Source organism: Amycolatopsis sp. NBC_01480, assembly GCF_036227205.1.
Lineage (GTDB): Bacteria > Actinomycetota > Actinomycetes > Mycobacteriales > Pseudonocardiaceae > Amycolatopsis.
Genome location: NZ_CP109442.1, coordinates 4,984,585 through 5,000,534 on the forward strand (window position 1 = coordinate 4,984,585; position 15,950 = coordinate 5,000,534).

Here is a 15,950-nt window from a genome sequence, read left to right on the forward strand (position 1 = left end):
CCCACACCCTTGACATCGCCAGCGGGGGCGCCGGAGCCCTGTCGCTCATGCCATCGCAGCCCTTCACACGCGGCCGCGTCCTCACCAGGAGGAATCGCGAGAATAGCATGCACTGGGTGTGCGACGTGCTCGTTCCGGTAAGCACTTGAGAGGCTGGCGGGCCATCTCTGCGCTGGAGCCTGATCAAGGCTGGCGGACGAGCGCCGCCGGCCCGACTGGCACCTGCGGTGACGGCACTGCGGGTGCCATGGCTTCCAAAGTGCCTTTGCGGATCCACCCGTTCGGGGGTGCCGTCGCGCCGCTTCGCCTGACCCCATTTCGCCGCCGTCCGTGCGGTGCTCCAGCTTTGCTCCAGCTACCCACCAGTAGCTGAAGTTTTTCTTGATGAAACTCAAGATTCGTCCAGACGAAAAAACCGCCCTACCTGGACCTTCAAGTCCGGCGGGCGGTGTTTCGTCACGGTGGAGCTAAGGGGACTCGAACCCCTGACCCCCTCACTGCCAGTGAGGTGCGCTACCAGCTGCGCCATAGCCCCGAGGCGAAGGTGAACTTCGCATCTCGTGTGGCCATACGTTACACCCCGTCCCCGGCCCGGCGGCAGGGGGGTGGTGATCAGGAGCCGCTAGCTCGTTCGGGCAGGTGACCTGCACGTTCATGACTTATTTTAAAGCCTGTATTGATTCTGCGTGTGGTCCCGGTTACATTTTGCTCGGTTGTGACGCCGAGGTCCCCGCCCGCTACGCCGCGTCTCCATCCCTGGGTTCAGCCTTGCCGTTTCCTGCTCAGCGAACGCCGCGACGCGGCGGAGGAGGTTCCGATGAGTCGACGGTCACGGAGAGTGGCTACGTTGCTGCTGTCCGCCTTCACCCTGGTGGTGGGGTATCTGACGGTGGTCCTGGCACCGGCGGCGCAGGCCGCGGCCGTGCCGGGGGACTGGTCCACCGTCGGCTCGGTGAACAGCGGGAAGTGCGTCGACGCGCGGGCCGCGGCCAGTGCGAACGCCACCGCGGTCCAGCAGTACTCGTGCAATCAGTCGGGCTCTCAGCAGTGGCAGTTCCAGGCGACCAGCGACGGCTACTACCGCGTGAACGCCCGGGCCAACGCCGCGCAGGCGTGGGACGTCACGAACGTTTCCACGGCCGACGGCGGCCTGGTGCAGCTCTGGGCCTACTCGAACGGGGCGAACCAGCAGTGGCTGCCCGTCCAGGAGACCTCCGGCGCCTACCACTTCGTGAACCGCAACAGCGGCAAGTGTCTTGACGTGCCCAGCGCTTCGATGGCGGACAGCGTGCAGCTTCAGCAGTACACCTGTAACGGCACCAATGCCCAATCGTTCACAATTACCCCCGTGGGTGGCACTACTCCTCCGAGCTCGGGGCAGCCGGACCTCGGGCCGAACGTCGTCGTCTTCGATCCTTCGATGGACAGCGCGGCGATCCAGAGCAAGCTGAACAGCATCTTCAGCCAGCAGGAGAAAAACCAGTTCGGCAGTCAGCGGTACGCGGTGATGTTCAAGCCGGGCACCTACTCCAACGACGTCAACGTCGGCTTCTACACGCAGGTGCTGGGCCTCGGCCTGTCGCCGGACGCGGTGACCATCAACGGCGCCGTGCACGTCGAGGCCGATTGGTTCCCGCCGCAGAACGCGACGCAGAACTTCTGGCGCGGCGCCGAGAACCTGTCGGTGAACCCGGCCGGCGGGGCCGACCGCTGGGCGGTGTCGCAGGCGGCGCCGTACCGCCGCATGCACCTGCGCGGCGACCTGGCGCTCGACGACGGCGGCTGGGCCAGCGGCGGCTGGATCTCCGACTCGAAGATCGACGGCCAGGTCCGGTCCGGCTCGCAGCAGCAGTGGATCTCGCGGGACTCGCAGTTCGGCAGCTGGAACGGGTCGAACTGGAACATGGTGTTCGTCGGCGTCAACGGCGCCCCCGCCAACACCTTCCCGTCCCCGCCGTACACCACGGTCGGGCAGGCGCCGGTGGTCCGCGAGAAGCCGTTCCTTTACATCGACGACGCCGGCAACTACCAGGTGTTCGTCCCGTCGGTGCGCACCAGCACCTCGGGCACCAGCTGGGCGAACGGCACCGCGCCGGGCAGCTCCCTGCCGATCGACCAGTTCTACATCGCCAAGCCCGGCGCGACCGCGGCCGACCTGAACGCGGCGCTGGCGGCGGGCAAGAACCTGCTGATCACGCCCGGGGTCTACCACCTGAACCAGACCCTGCACGTGACCCGGCCGGACACCGTGGTGCTCGGCCTGGGCATCGCCACCCTGGTGCCGGACAACGGCATCACCGCGATGAACGTGGACGACGTCGACGGCGCCAAGATCGCCGGCCTGCTGATCGACGCGGGCACCACCAACTCGAACACGCTCATGCAGGTCGGCGCCGCCGGCTCGAGCGCCGACCACTCGGCCGACCCGACCTCGCTGCACGACGTGTTCTTCCGCATCGGCGGCGCCGCCGTCGGCAAGGCGACCACCAGCCTGGTGGTGAACAGCAACAACGTGATCGGCGACCACATGTGGATCTGGCGCGCCGACCACGCGGCGGACAACAGCTACGTCGGCTGGAACACCAACACCGCCGACAACGGGCTGACCGTCAACGGCAACAACGTGACCATGTACGGGCTGTTCGTCGAGCACTACCAGAAGACCCAGGTCGTCTGGAACGGCAACGGCGGGCGCACGTACTTCTTCCAGAACGAGATGCCGTACGACGTGCCGGACCAGGCCGGCTGGATGAACGGGTCCACCCAGGGCTACTCCGCGTACAAGGTGGGCCCGAACGTGACCAGTCACGAGGCGTGGGGGCTGGGCAGCTACTGCTTCTTCAACACCAACCCGTCGGTCGCCAGCGCGCACGCGTTCGAGGCGCCGAACACCCCCGGGGTGCGGTTCCACGACATGGTCACGGTGTCCCTGAACCACCAGGGCACCATCACGCACGTGATCAACTCGTCGGGCGATACGACGCCGGACGGTACGAAGCCGGTCAATTTGGTGAGCTACCCGTAGCCACCTCCCCGGACAACCGGTGCACGCCGTGGTGGCGGCCGCGGCGTGCACCGGTCCCCACCCCGACGTGGACCGGAAAAAGGCGCCCTCCCACGTGACGGCGCCGTCCGGGGACCGCACGCCGTAGGCTGGGCGTGTGAGCCAGCCGATCCTGATGACCGTCGACGACGACCCCGCCGTGTCGCGCTCGGTCGCCCGTGACCTGCGTCGCCGCTACGGCAAGGACTACCGCGTCATCCGCGCCGATTCGGGGGCCGACGCCCTCGACGCGCTGCGCGAGATCAAGCTGCGCGGCGACGCCGTCGCGGCGATCCTCGCCGACTACCGTATGCCCCACATGGACGGCATCGTCTTCCTCGAGAAGGCGATGGACCTGTTCCCCAACGCCCGTCGCGCCCTGCTGACCGCCTACGCCGACACCGACGCGGCCATCCAGGCCATCAACGTCGTGGACGTCGACCACTACCTGCTCAAGCCGTGGGACCCACCGGAGGAGAAGCTCTACCCGGTCATCGACTCCCTGGTGGAGACGTGGCTCGCGGTCGGCGACCGGCCGGTCGAGGAGACCAAGCTGATCGGCCACCGCTACTCGGCGCCGTCGTTCAAGGTGCGCGACTTCCTCGCCCGCAACGCCGTGCCGTACCGCTGGTACTCGGTGGACGACGAGGAGGGCGGCCGGATCCTGAAGGCCGCCGAGGCGTGCGAGACCGACATCCCGGTGGTCGTCACGCCGGACGGCACCGTGCTCAAGCAGCCCACCGGCGGGCAGATCGCCGACGCGGTCGGTTTGTCGACCCGGCCCGCGCAGGAGTTCTACGACCTGGTCGTGGTCGGCGGCGGCCCGGCCGGCCTCGGCGCCGCGGTGTACGGCGCGTCGGAGGGCCTGCGCACGGTGCTGGTGGAGAAGAAGGCCACCGGCGGGCAGGCCGGCACCAGCTCCCGGATCGAGAACTACCTGGGCTTCCCCGACGGCGTCTCCGGCGCCCAGCTGACCGACCGTGCGCGGCGGCAGGCCCAGAAGTTCGGCGCCGAGGTGCTCACTGCCCGTGACGTGGTCGGCCTGGAGGCCCGCGGTTCGAGCCGCGTGGTGACCTTCGGCGACGGCTCGGAAATCGCCGCGCACTCGGTGATCCTCGCCAGCGGCGTCACCTACCGGGCGCTGGAGGCCGAGGGCATCGAGGAGCTGACCGGCCGCGGCGTCTACTACGGCTCGGCCGCCACGGAGGCGCCCGAGTGCAAGGCCGAGCACGTTTACATCGTCGGCGGCGCGAACTCGGCCGGCCAGGCCGCGGTGTTCTTCTCGCGCCACGCCGCGGACGTGACGATCCTGGTGCGCGGCGCCTCGCTGGAGGCGTCGATGTCGCACTACCTCATCGAGCAGCTCGCGGCGATCGACAACGTCCACGTCCGCACGCACACCACCGTCGTCAAGGCGCACGGCTCGGAGCACCTCGAATCCCTTACCCTGTGCGAAAACGGGGTGACCGAGACGGTCGAGAGCGGGCACCTGTTCGTCTTCATCGGCGCCGCGCCGCGCACCGAGTGGCTCGGCGAGGCGATCCAGCGCGACGGCCACGGCTTCGTCCGCACCGGCCCGGACCTGGTCGCCGAAGGGCGTTACCCGGCCGGCTGGTCGCTCGACCGCGACCCGCACTACCTGGAGTCGTCGGTGCCCGGCGTGTTCGTGGCCGGCGACGTCCGTTCGCAGTCGGTGAAACGCGTGGCCTCCGCCGTCGGCGAGGGGGCCATGGCGGTCACCCTGGTCCACCGTTACCTGGAGGAGCAGTGAGCACTCCCGCACTGCCGCGCGAGGAACTGCGCGGCCTGTTCCTGTTCGAGCACCTGTCCGACGAGCAGCTGGACTGGATCGAAGCGCACGCGGCCCTCGAGCGTTACGAGGGCGGCTCCGTGGTGATCCAGGAGGGCGAGCCCGCCACCTGCTTCTACATCCTGCTCGGCGGGGCGCTGCGGATGACGCGGCTGGTCAGCGGCGTCGAGGTCGAGATGAAGCGCTCCGACCAGCGCGGTTCCTATTGCGGCGCAACGCAGTTCTTCGTGCATCAGGAGACCGACCACTCGTACGGCGCTTCGGTCCACGCGGTCAGCGACGTCGAGTTCCTGACCCTGCCCGCGGCCGAGTTCGCCGTCCAGTTCCGCGGCTGGTTCCCGATGGCTGCGCACCTGCTGGAGGGCATGTACGTCGGCTGGCGCAACACCGACACGGTGATCTCCTCGCGCCGGCGGCTGCTGGCGCTCGGCGAGCTTTCGGCGGGGCTGACGCACGAGCTGAACAACCCGGCCGCGGCCGCCGTGCGCGCCACCGCTTCGCTGCGCGAGCGGGTCGCCGGGATGCGCCACAAGCTGGCTGTGCTGGCGAAGAAGGACATCGACCCGGATCTGCTGGAGCAGCTGCTCGACGTCCAGGAGCGGCTGGTCAAGCAGGTCGCCGACGCGCCGAAGCTCACCGCGATGCAGCAGTCCGACCGTGAGGACGAGATCGGCGACTGGTTCGACGAGCACGACATCGACCAGGGCTGGGACCTCGCCAGCATCTTCGTCAGCGCGGGCCTGACCGCCGACAGCCTGGACGGCGTCCTGGAGTCCGTCGGCGAGGGCCTGCTCGACGGCGCGGTGCGGTGGCTGGCGTACGCGCTCGAGACCGAGATGCTGATGGGCGAGATCGAGGACTCGACCACGCGCATCTCGGCGCTGGTCGGCGCGGCGAAGCAGTACTCGCAGATGGACCGTGCGCCACACCAGTGGATCGACGTCCACGAAGGACTCGACTCCACGCTGGTGATGATGTCCGGCAAGATCGGCCCGGGCATCCGCGTGGTCAAGGAGTACGACCACGGCATCGCCCGGGTGCCGGCGTACGCGGCCGAGCTGAACCAGGTGTGGACCAACATCATCGACAACGCGCTGGGCGCGATGGCCGGCGAGGGCACGTTGACCCTGCGCACCTGGCAGGTCGACAAGCAGGTGCGCGTCGAGATCGGCGACACCGGCCCCGGCATCCCCGAAGACGTGCGGCAGCGCATCTTCGAGCCGTTCTTCACGACCAAGGGCGTGGGCGAGGGCACCGGCCTCGGGCTCGACATCTCGTGGCGCATCGTCGTCGAGCGGCACTCCGGCGACATCAAGGTGGAATCCGCCCCCGGCGACACGCGGTTCGAGATTTGCCTTCCGGTGGAAGAACAAGCCTCGCTCTGACCGGCTGAACCGCCCCTTCCCGTTCACGCGGGGCGGATGCCGGAGTCCGCTGTGGACAGTGTCCGGCACATCGCGGTCGCCAGCCTGCGGCATCGGGACCAGGACTGAAACCTCGGGTCAGCGGAGGAGTTCGCCGCCGCCGGTGAGTCCGTTTCTCAGGGTGCTGGTGGCCGCGGTGAGCGCGGTGGTGGCGGTGGCCCAGTCGACGCTGTCGTCCCAGGTGGCCATGACCGCGAGGGCGAAGGTCCGGGAGCCGTTCCGGACCAGGCCGGTGGTGTTGAGCACGCGCCGGCCCTCGCTGCTGCCCCAGCCCTGTTTCACCGCCCAGTCCGCGCCCGGGAACGCGCGCGGGATGCCGAAGTGCTGGTCGAAGCCGTCGGCAGCGTTGCGCGGGGCGTTTTCCATGGCCTCGGTGAGGAAGTCACGCTCGTCCTCGGCCAGCTCCGCGGTGATGTGGCGGTAGACCGTGATCACGTCCGCGGGCGACATCCGGGTGGAGCCCCATTGGCCGGAGTCGGCCGGAGGCGAGGTGCGCGTGAGCCCCAGCTTTCTGGCCTGCCGCTGGACGATCGCCGGCCCGCCGTCCTGCAACCACAGGCGGCTGGCGATGTGGTCGTCGCTGGCCGCGAGCATGGTGTGGAGGTCCGCGGCCTCGCTGTCCTCGGGGAGCCCGGACCGGTCGATCAGGTCCAGCGCGATGAGCAGCTTGACCACGGACGCGGTCGGCTGCGGCTGGTCGGCCTTCCAGCTCAGCTGCACCGCGCACTGGTCCAGGTCAACGACCTCGAGTTCGAGGCGGGGATCGTTTCCCTTGCTCAGCAACGCTTTCCTGGCTTCGGCGATGACGCTTGCCTGCGTGTCCTCGGCCTCGGCCGGATCCTGGCTGCACGCGGCGGTCCAGCGACTGCTGTCGGACCCGCTGTTCAGGGCGATTGCGGTGACCAGGCCGATCACGACGATGAGCGCGGCGATCGCCACGCGCACCTTCAGCTGTCCGAACTGCTTCAGCAACGGGCCACCTCCGCCGGAAATGTGAGCAATCCGAAGCTATTCAGGACGGCGTCGCGGGGGATCGACCGATGAGCCGGTGGATTCCGGCCAGGCGGCGGGCAACCTTTCCGGAGCGGGCGCTTTTATCGGCCGGATGGCCGATCCCCGGTGGTTTCGGCGCCTGCTAACCGGATCGGAGCCGGGACACTGCGGTCAGCTCGGCTCTGCTCAGGCCACAGCTAGGCCCGATCGTGTGACTGACATTCGAACTCTTGTTCGAGTACCGTTGATCAGGTGGAAAGGTTCCACAGCCGGGGAGGGTCAGGAACGTGTACCGAGTCGAGGCAGGGTCAAGGTCAGGGCTGCGGTGGTCAGCCAGCTCAGCAGATCACCGAGGGGGATGCGGGCCAGCCGTTCGGGCCACTCGTCCGCCACGGTGTCCAGCACCAGTTCGCCCTCCGCGGCGCGGACGCCGGTCAGCCGCAACCCTTTCGGCAGCTCCGGCAGCGGGAGCACGATCGGCCGGATCCGTTTCGGCGCACGGAACTTCCACCGTCCGATGTGGAGGGTGGCCGGTGTCAGCACCACGGCTTCCGGCTCCACGGTGGGCTCCAGGGTCAGGTGTCCCCACCCGGGCCGCCGGGTCGAGCGCAACCGCAGCCCGTCGTGGTGCGGGGTGGCGACGATCCCGGGGCGCAGCGCGGCCACCCGCTCCCGGACCACCTCACCGTCGACGAAGATCTCCAGCCCCACCTCGGCCGGAATCACCGACGGCGTGGGCAGGCTGCGCACCCGCACGTCCTTCGCCAGCACGACCACCCGGCGCAAGGGGATCCGGCCGGCCGCGGCGGCGCCTGATGCACCCGGGTCCGGTCGCGAGCTTGCCGCGGGGTCGGACGGTGCATCGGCGCCACTACCGCCGGTGTCCGAGCCATCGGAGACCTTGGGCGCGTCAGTGGAGTGCGGGTCGCGTTCGGGCCAGGTGATGTTTTCGGCCACGATGCGGACGTCGCCGATGCGGCCGGTCGCCAGGCGCAGGGAGTCGGCGGGGTAGTCGAGTTCGGTGAGGGTGAGGGCCAGGTCGGCGCCGTCCACCTTGGTGGTCAGGCGCCGGCCGAGGAGTTGTTCGGTGACCGTGCGGGCGAGCGCGGCCGGCACGTCCGGCACGAGGGAGCGCCCGGCGGCGGCCAGGCCCGCCAGCTCCGCCCACGGCACCAAGTTCTCGAACGGCAAACCCTCGAAGGGCAAGCCGCCGAATCTTCGGCCTTCGGTCATCCGGCCATCGTATGGCGGACAGCGCGCGTTCGCTGTCGGCTGTGTTGTTCGCCGCGTCGGGGTTTACCGCGCGGTTTCACGCAAGATCAGCGAAAAGGGGAGCGGTTTCCCGCCGGAAATGCGGCTCCCCGGCCAGGGCGAGCCCACGGCCGGGGAGACATCAAGACCACCGTCACCGGCCGACGATGCGGGCGATGATGCCGGTGATCACCAGCCAGAACACCGCGGCCAGACCGTAGTTGAGGATCACGGCCAGGTCGGCGTTGCCCACCGGGAACAGGCCCGGCCAGAACAACGCGAGGGGATCCGCCAATGATCGGATGAAAACGAAGAAGCCGTTCGCCGCGTTGGCGCCGGCGAGCAGCATCACCATGTACAGCACCTCGATGAACGCGAAGAGCGCGCCGATTCCGGTGATCACTCGAGCAGCACTGGTGTGGGTTGTGGTGGAGCCTCGCCATCTGGACATGCCGGTGAAATTCCACTTCGAGACGGCGCTGAAACGCGTCACCCGGCAAGTTGCGCCGATTGGCGGGGTGTTTTGCTCTGCGTCCCCCGTGATGTCGCTCTGCGCAACCTCCCGGCGACTAGGCTGGGCCGGTGCCCGAAGCCACCCAGGAACCAGCTCAGCCCGCGGACCAGCCGACCGAAGCGGCTCCGGAGGAGGAACGGACCTTCCGGCGCGAGGACTGGTACGGCGAGGAGTTCATCGGCCGGCGGTTCGTGCGGTGCGAGTTCCACGAGATCGACCTCACGGAGTCCGTCACGCGCGGTGCGACGTTCACCGACTGTGTGTTCGGCAACGTGCGGTTCAACGCCTCGAAGCACTTCCAGTCGGCGTTCACCGGGTGCAGTTTCAAGCGCTGCAACCTGTTCGACGCCGAGTTCACCGGGTGCAAGCTGGTCGGCAGCCGGTTCGAGGAGTGCTCGATGCGGCCGTTGCGGGTGAGCGGGGGCGACTGGTCGTTCGTCGGGCTGGTGCGGGCCGATCTGCGCGGCGTGACGTTCGAGCGGGTGCGCATGCGGGAGGCCGACCTCGCCTGGGCGGACGGCACCGACGCCGTTTTCTCCGACGTCGACCTTTCGGGCGCGGACCTGGGCAACGTCAAGTTCGCCGGCGCCGAGCTGCGCGGCAGCGACCTCTCGACGCTCGATCCGACGCAGGCCGAGCTGACCGGGGCGATCGTCTCACCGGAACAGGCGACGGTGCTCGTGACTTCGCTCGGCCTGCACGTGCGCGGGTAGGCTTTCCGGCGAGGGCAAGGGAAAGGAGCACCGGATGGGCGTCGTCACGCCGGGGTTCACCGGCCGCGCGCACAGCGGTGACCCGCGCCTGCCGCCGGGGCAGTACCTCGCCCGGGACTTCCCGGTGCTGTCCGCCGGCCCGACCCCGCGGGTCCGCACGGACGACTGGGAGTTCACCGTCGTCACGGAAAGCGGCGAGAAACGGGCGTGGTCCTGGCGGGAGCTGCTCGCGCTGCCGAGTGAGAAGTTCACTGTGGACATCCACTGTGTCACGCAGTGGTCCAAACTCGACACCCGCTGGCGCGGCGTCCGGGTGGAGACGCTGATCGGCGACCTCACCACGTCCGCCGATTACGTGATGGCCCGCTCCTACGGCGGCTACACCACCAACCTGCCCCTGGCCGACCTGCTCGACGGCCAGGCCTGGGTCGCCTACGAGTACAACGGCAAACCGCTGACGCCCGAGCACGGCGGGCCCGCCCGGCTGCTGGTGCCGCACCTGTACTTCTGGAAGTCGGCGAAGTGGGTGCGCGGGCTGCAGCTCACCACCAAGGACGACCCGGGCTTCTGGGAGACCGCGGGCTATCACGACTACGGAGACCCATGGCGGGAACAGCGGTATCAGGGCGATTAGCGTGGCGCGTCGCCCGCCTCGCCGAGGCCCGGGTGGAGACGCCGACGGCGCGCACGCTCGTCTTCGACATCCCCGGCTGGCCGGGCCACCTCGCGGGCCAGCACGTGGACGTCCGGCTCACCGCCGCGGACGGGTACACCGCGCAGCGCAGCTATTCCCTCGCCGCGCCGGCGGACGGCGACCGGGTGGAGCTGACGGTCCAGCGGGTCCCCGACGGTGAGGTCTCCGAACACCTCACCGGCCGGTACGCGGTCGGCGACCCGGTGGAGATCCGCGGCCCGGTCGGCGGCTGGTTCGTGTGGCGCCCCGCCGACCCGGCGCCCGTGCTGCTGGTCGCGGGCGGCTCCGGCATCGTCCCGCTGATGGCGATGATCCGCGCCCGCCGCGCGGCGGGTAGCAAGGCGCTGTTCCGGCTGGTCTATTCCTTGCGCACACCGGCCGAGCGGTACTACGCCGAGGAACTCCGCCGCCCGGTCGCGGGACTGGACGTCACGTACGTCTACACGCGCGAGCTGCCCGAGGGACAACCCGGCATTCCGCGCCGGATCGGCGTCGCCACGCTCAACACGGCGGGCTGGCCGGCGGACTTCGGCGCGACCAGCTACGTCTGCGGCCCGACCGGTTTCGTCGAAACCGTGGCCGACATCCTGCTCGCCCTGGGCCACGACCCGCACACCATCCGCACCGAGCGCTTCGGCCCCAGCCGCGACTGAGGTTTCAGGCGAAGTCGTACACCGCGAAGTCGGTGATCCGGACGTACCCGATTCGCTGGTAGAGGGCGTTGCTGGTGCGGTTGGCCGGGTCCGTGTAGAGGACGACGTCTTTCGCGCCCGCGGCCAGCGCGGCCCGGCTCGCCTCGACGGTCACGGCGCCAGCGTAACCATGGCCCCGGAGCCGGGCCGGGGTGTAAACCGGGTCGATCCGGACCATGCCGGCGATCATCGACGTCCGGGCCGCCATGGAGACCGGGGTTCCGTCTGGGGCTTCCCAGAACGTGAAGTGCCGGTCGGCGAAGCGTGAGCTGGCCCAGGAATCGGCGTCCACGGCTGGGACTTCCCCGACGGCGGTGACGAACTCGCTGCACATACGGATGAGTTGCGCGCGGTCCGGCTCGCCGACCGCGCGTCCCCGGCCCGCTGGGCGCGGCTCCGGCGGGGTGAGCGTGCCGAGACGGTACAGGTGCAACGGCTGGGTGAGCGTCGGAGCCGCGTTCGTGCGCTGGTGCCAGGCCTCGGCGAACGCAGCGGCCGTGTCGTGCTCCGCAGTGACCCCAGCGAGAGAGCGGCCGAGCCCGGCCAGATAGGCGGCGAGGACCTCGGCCTGCCCAGCGGAGAGGGGAGTGACACTCAGCCGCGCGGACTGACGGAGGTAGAAGGTGGCGCAGACCTCGCCCCCTCGCTCCATCCAGCCGAAAACGATGGCCTCGCCTCCCGGGAGCTTTCGCAGTTTCTCGAGCACAGTCAGCGGCGTGTTGTGCAAAGCGGGCCGTGAGTGCAGGAAGCCTTCAGCGCGGACGAAGAAGTCGCCGAGGTTTTCGGTGAGATGGCAGGTTTCCGGGCGCATGCCTCATCATCGCCGATGAGCCAGGCGACCGGGGCCAGTTCAGGAAGGGTCGGGTTTGGTCAGCAGCTCGCGGAGGGTGGCGAGCAGTTCGCGGCGGTCCGCGGCGCCCAGTTTGCCGCGGATGCGCGCCATGTGGTGCTCGACGGTCTTGCCCGAGATGAAGAGCTTGCTGCCGGCCTGTTTGTAGGTCAGGCCGTCGACGACCAGGCGGGCGACTTCCAGCTCGCGTTCGCTCAACGCGCTCAGGCCGGCGCCCGCGGTGGGCTCCGGGACATGGGACTCGCGCCGGTTCGTGATGCCCTGGAACTGGCGGGCGGCTTCCAGCAGCTGCACCATCGCCTTGCGGTCGGACGTGCGGATCGCTGCCTGGCCCGCCAGGCGTGCCGCGTCCCAGCCCAGGCCGAGTTCATGCAGCTCGGCTGCGGCGGCGGAGATGGTGTCGGGCTCGAAAGTGCCGCTCAGGACGGCGAGCCAGCACGACGCCGCCCGCGCGAGAGCTGACGGGTACCGGCCGCAGTCGGCGAAACCCGCCAGCGCCGTCAGCTGCTTCTCGACGGTGGCGCGGTCCTCCAGGGTGATCGCCGCGTGCAGTTCGTGCCAGCAGAGCGAGACCGTCCACAGTGGAGGGTTGGCGAGGCGGTCGAGCATCTCGTGGGCGCGTTCGAGCTGACGGGCGAGCTTCGCGTGCGCGCCGGTGCGCGCGGCGGCGATCGCCAGCTCACCCAGCGGCAGCAGGGTGAACAGGTCGGTCTGCTGCCGCATCGACGCCTGGTACGCGCGGTCCCAGGACCGCTGCAGCCCGACGAGGTCGCTCGCCCGGCGCGCCAGCCCCAGCTCCAGCGTCGCGAAGAACAGCTCGTCCCTGGCCTCGAGCCGCCCGGACGCGGCGACGGCGTTCCGGTGCTCGTCGGCCGTGGTCAGGTTGCCGGCGGTCATCGCGACCCAGCCGAGTAACAGGCGGTGCCGCGTGGTCAGCAGGTCGCCGCCGACTTCACTGGCCAGCGCGCGTGTGAGCACGGACTCGGCGAGCCCCAGCTCACCCGCGTGCAGCCCGACGATCGACGCGAGCGCGGCCGGGCTGTCCGGCAACGGCGCGCCGCCCCCGGACGGCTCCAGCATCGCCGCCGCGCCGACCAGCGTCGACAGGCTTTCGGTGCCATGGCCCGTGACCGATTCGGCGATCCCGTCCGCCGTGCGGCTCGCCGCGCCCGCGAACAGCGTCGGCGCCATCCCGGGCGCCGTCGCCCGCAGCACTTCCCGCGCGCCGGCCAGCTCGCCCGTTCCGACGAGCGCGATCGCGGCGAACGCGTTCACCGCGCCCTGTCCCGTCCAGCGGTACCCCTCGCGCGCGGTCGGATACGTGTCCGTGGTGACGAAGTCGTCCGGCTGAGGCGGTTCGGCGGCCACGTCAGCGCTCCGGGCCGCTTCCGCAGCGCAGAGTCCCGCCCAGCGGTACAACTCCGCGCTGCGAGCCAGTTCACCGCGGTGGGCCAGGACGGTGGCGGCGATCTCGGCGCCCGCGGCGCGTGTGCCGAGGTCGGCGGCGTTCAGCATGCCGTCGCCGAGCCGCAGGGCGGTGTCGAGGTCGCCGGACAATGCGGCGGCGCGGGCCCAGCCCGTGGTCACCAGCGCGTCGCGTGTGCCGGCTTCCGAAGCGGCTTCGAAGAGGCGCGCGGCCAGCTTGGCGTCGCTCGGCAGGGCCTCGCCCGCGGCGGCGGCGAAGGCGGCGGCCGCGCTGGAACCGGAGCTTCCCGCGTCCAGCAAAGACTTCGCGAGTTCCAGCACCGGCAAACCGTTGCGCAGCTGCAGCTCCACCAGCTGCTGCAACGCGGTCAGCCGCCGGGCCGGGGGACCGTACGTGCGCACGGCCTCGGCGGCCACCGGGAGCAACGCGTCCTCGGCGTCGAGCAGGCCGGTGGCGCGGGCGCCGTCGACGACCTCCGGCAACTGGTCCGGCGAACGGTCGAGCAGCGCGCACAACAGGTCCAGGTTCCGGCCCGCGCCGGCCTCCGCGGCGATGAGGTACCGCAGCACGTCTTCGGCCAGCTCGGCCAGCTCGGCGCGGAAGTCCGCGAGCCGGCCGGTCACCACGCGCTCCACCAGCCGCGGGACCCCGCCGGTGCGGGTGTGCAGCGCGGCGGCCGTCTTCGCGTCGACGGACCGGCCGGTGAGCTGCCGGGCCAGCGCGGCCACCTCGTCGGCGGCCAGCGGCGTCAGCACGATCTGCGGCGCCTGCCGGCCGAACGTCTCGCCGAGCGTGCGCAACGCCTCCGAGCCGGCGTTCGGCCGGTGTGCCAGCACGATCGGGCCCTCGGCGGTGGTCGCGAGCGTGCTCAGTCTCGCCAGGTCCTCTTCACCGAGCTGGTCGGCGTCGTCGATGAGGGTCGCTTCGACGCCGGCCGCGCGGTAGCCGCGGTCGAGGGCGCCGAGCAGCGCGGTCTTGCCGTAGCCGCCGGGCGCGACGACAACCAGTCGCGCGGGCGTCGCGGGGGCGTCGGCCAGCTCCGCGAGGAGCCGGCGCGCGACGGGGTGGACGGCTTCGGTGCCGGTCTTCGCCAGCAGTGCGTTCAACAGTGACCTTCACCGGTGGGGGCTGCGCCGGGGTGGGCGCAGGAGCTCAGGGTGGCGGAGTGGGGCGGGGTGTTTCCCTTGTCTGCGGTGGCTTCGTGGGACGAGAGGGTGGCGATCAGGACCGACGAGCCGATCGCGAGGACCGCGGCGGTCGCGGCCAGCGGCCGCCACCGCTTGAGCAGCTTCGCGGGTCCTTCGGGCTCAGGCAGCTCAAACGGCTTGATGTCGAGCGGCGGCCGGGCGGGCCGCTCGGTCAGCTCGGGCGGGTGGTCGACACGGGGCAGCAGGGTGGTCTCGGCGGCCGGCCGCTCCCGCCGCGAGGGCGGGCTCGTCCGTTGGGCGGCGAGGCTACTCGCCCCGAAAGCCGCCGTCAGCGCGGGCTGGGGGCCGGCGAACACGGGGCAGGGCAGCCGCCCCGGCAGCGCGCCCGGGCCGGGCTCGCCGCAGAACACGATGCCCGCCAACGCATCCGGCGTGACCGAGGCGCCGTGCGCGAGCGCAAAAGCAGTGCTCACGGCGGCTGCGGGGGCGACGCCCTCGGTGCTCGTGCGCGACACCCAGCCGCTCGCGCCGGACGCCGTCGCGAGGGTGACCGTGACGCCGTCGGGGCCGAATTCGCAGACGGCCGCGGCCTGGTCGCCCGGGCCGGGCTCCGGCAGGTGCGCGTACAGCGCCGCGATCGAGCCGGGCAGCAGGGTCGCCGCCCGGAAGCCCGATTCGGCCAGTGCGCGGCGAAGCAGGTCCCGCCGGTAGTCGCCCCAGTCGCCGGGGTGGGTCACCACGAGGTGGCGGGGCGGGCCGCCGAACTGCGCGGCCGCGTGCTCCGCGATGCCCTCGATCAGCACGGTGGTCAGCGATTCCGGCGAGAACGCGTCCGCCTCGATCAGCATCGGCACGTCGTCGCCGATCCGCCGGTGGAAGCCGGTGAGCAGGCGCGACGGCACCGCGGCCCCGGCGCGCGCGGCGGCGTCGCCGGTCAGCAGGTAGCCCTCGTCGTCGAGGAACAGGGCGGTCGCGGCGGCGGGCGTCTGCTCGCCCAGCCACAGCGGTTCGGGCACCTCCCAGCCGTCTCCTCGCCGGAGACGGGTGGCGGCGTGGGTCCGGGCGTGGGCGACATCGATGCCGAGCACGTAGGGCAACGCCGCTTCCTCCCTTCGTTGGACAGGGGGGCCGCCAACCGGCCTAAGGGGACCACTAGGGGTAGTCCATCCTCACCCGTAAGGGTCATTCGAGCAAGCCGGGCGGTGGGATTCGGCCCAACATCGGCTCGCTCGAACGAGCCCCTAACCCCCTAACGATCTCATATCGACTCCCTAACGGCTGAGCGAGTCGCGACTGGGAGTAAACCCCGATGTAGGCGGGGGTCCGGTGTCCCTACCTTGAGCGCCACCCAGACCGGAGACGGTCGGGTCAATCCCCCGTACAGACGAACAA

The 15,950-nt window shown here is 70.5% G+C and carries 12 protein-coding genes and 1 tRNA gene; 6 read left to right on the forward strand and 7 right to left on the reverse strand.

All coding sequences use genetic code 11. From position 1 onward, the window contains the following. Positions 1 to 462: 462 nt before the first annotated feature. Positions 463 to 535, reverse strand: a tRNA-Ala gene (locus OG371_RS23955). Positions 536 to 817: 282 nt separating this feature from the next. Here OG371_RS23955 and OG371_RS23960 point away from each other — a divergent pair. From OG371_RS23960 to OG371_RS23970, 3 genes are all read left to right on the forward strand, one after another. Then, positions 818 to 3,025: an RICIN domain-containing protein gene (locus tag OG371_RS23960; RefSeq protein WP_329072778.1), complete on the forward strand. Its 2,208-nt coding sequence runs from the start codon at positions 818 to 820 to the stop codon at positions 3,023 to 3,025. A 136-nt stretch (positions 3,026 to 3,161) separates the two neighbouring features. Next, on the forward strand, positions 3,162 to 4,814 hold the full coding sequence (locus OG371_RS23965; RefSeq protein ID WP_329072779.1) for an FAD-dependent oxidoreductase: 1,653 nt from the start codon (positions 3,162 to 3,164) through the stop codon (positions 4,812 to 4,814). Continuing rightward, on the forward strand, positions 4,811 to 6,238 hold the full coding sequence (locus OG371_RS23970; RefSeq protein ID WP_329072780.1) for an ATP-binding protein: 1,428 nt from the start codon (positions 4,811 to 4,813) through the stop codon (positions 6,236 to 6,238). The genes OG371_RS23965 and OG371_RS23970 overlap by 4 nt, the downstream gene beginning before the upstream one ends. 117 nt (positions 6,239 to 6,355) lie before the next feature. Here the strand turns inward: OG371_RS23970 and OG371_RS23975 are convergent, their stop codons facing one another. The 3 genes from OG371_RS23975 to OG371_RS23985 all read right to left on the reverse strand — a co-directional run bounded on the left by OG371_RS23975 (position 6,356) and on the right by OG371_RS23985 (position 8,972). Next, positions 6,356 to 7,249, reverse strand: coding sequence for a serine hydrolase (locus OG371_RS23975; protein WP_329072781.1), 894 nt, complete (start codon positions 7,247 to 7,249; stop codon positions 6,356 to 6,358). A gap of 300 nt (positions 7,250 to 7,549) precedes the next feature. Then, positions 7,550 to 8,503 (reverse strand): hypothetical protein, encoded by a 954-nt coding sequence (locus OG371_RS23980; protein WP_329072782.1) that lies wholly within the window; start codon positions 8,501 to 8,503, stop codon positions 7,550 to 7,552. Positions 8,504 to 8,675: 172 nt separating this feature from the next. Continuing rightward, positions 8,676 to 8,972: a hypothetical protein gene (locus tag OG371_RS23985; protein ID WP_329072783.1), complete on the reverse strand. Its 297-nt coding sequence runs from the start codon at positions 8,970 to 8,972 to the stop codon at positions 8,676 to 8,678. A gap of 131 nt (positions 8,973 to 9,103) precedes the next feature. Between OG371_RS23985 and OG371_RS23990 the strand changes: the two genes are divergently transcribed. The 3 genes from OG371_RS23990 to OG371_RS24000 are packed head-to-tail and all read left to right on the forward strand — an operon-like array spanning position 9,104 to position 11,095. After that, positions 9,104 to 9,748: a pentapeptide repeat-containing protein gene (locus OG371_RS23990; RefSeq protein ID WP_329072785.1), complete on the forward strand. Its 645-nt coding sequence runs from the start codon at positions 9,104 to 9,106 to the stop codon at positions 9,746 to 9,748. Between the two features lie 34 nt (positions 9,749 to 9,782). After that, positions 9,783 to 10,382 (forward strand): sulfite oxidase-like oxidoreductase, encoded by a 600-nt coding sequence (locus OG371_RS23995; protein WP_329072787.1) that lies wholly within the window; start codon positions 9,783 to 9,785, stop codon positions 10,380 to 10,382. Then, on the forward strand, positions 10,352 to 11,095 hold the full coding sequence (locus OG371_RS24000; protein WP_329072788.1) for a ferredoxin reductase: 744 nt from the start codon (positions 10,352 to 10,354) through the stop codon (positions 11,093 to 11,095). The genes OG371_RS23995 and OG371_RS24000 overlap by 31 nt, the downstream gene beginning before the upstream one ends. Positions 11,096 to 11,099: 4 nt before the next feature. Here the strand turns inward: OG371_RS24000 and OG371_RS24005 are convergent, their stop codons facing one another. From OG371_RS24005 to OG371_RS24015, 3 genes are read right to left on the reverse strand one after another with little or no spacing between them, the layout of a single operon-like run. After that, complete coding sequence (locus tag OG371_RS24005) at positions 11,100 to 11,945, reverse strand: GNAT family N-acetyltransferase (protein ID WP_329072790.1); 846 nt, start codon at positions 11,943 to 11,945, stop codon at positions 11,100 to 11,102. Between the two features lie 39 nt (positions 11,946 to 11,984). Continuing rightward, complete coding sequence (locus OG371_RS24010; RefSeq protein ID WP_329072792.1) at positions 11,985 to 14,516, reverse strand: helix-turn-helix transcriptional regulator; 2,532 nt, start codon at positions 14,514 to 14,516, stop codon at positions 11,985 to 11,987. Then, complete coding sequence (locus OG371_RS24015) at positions 14,513 to 15,655, reverse strand: molecular chaperone DnaK (RefSeq protein ID WP_329072794.1); 1,143 nt, start codon at positions 15,653 to 15,655, stop codon at positions 14,513 to 14,515. The genes OG371_RS24010 and OG371_RS24015 overlap by 4 nt, the downstream gene beginning before the upstream one ends. Positions 15,656 to 15,950: the final 295 nt, after the last annotated feature.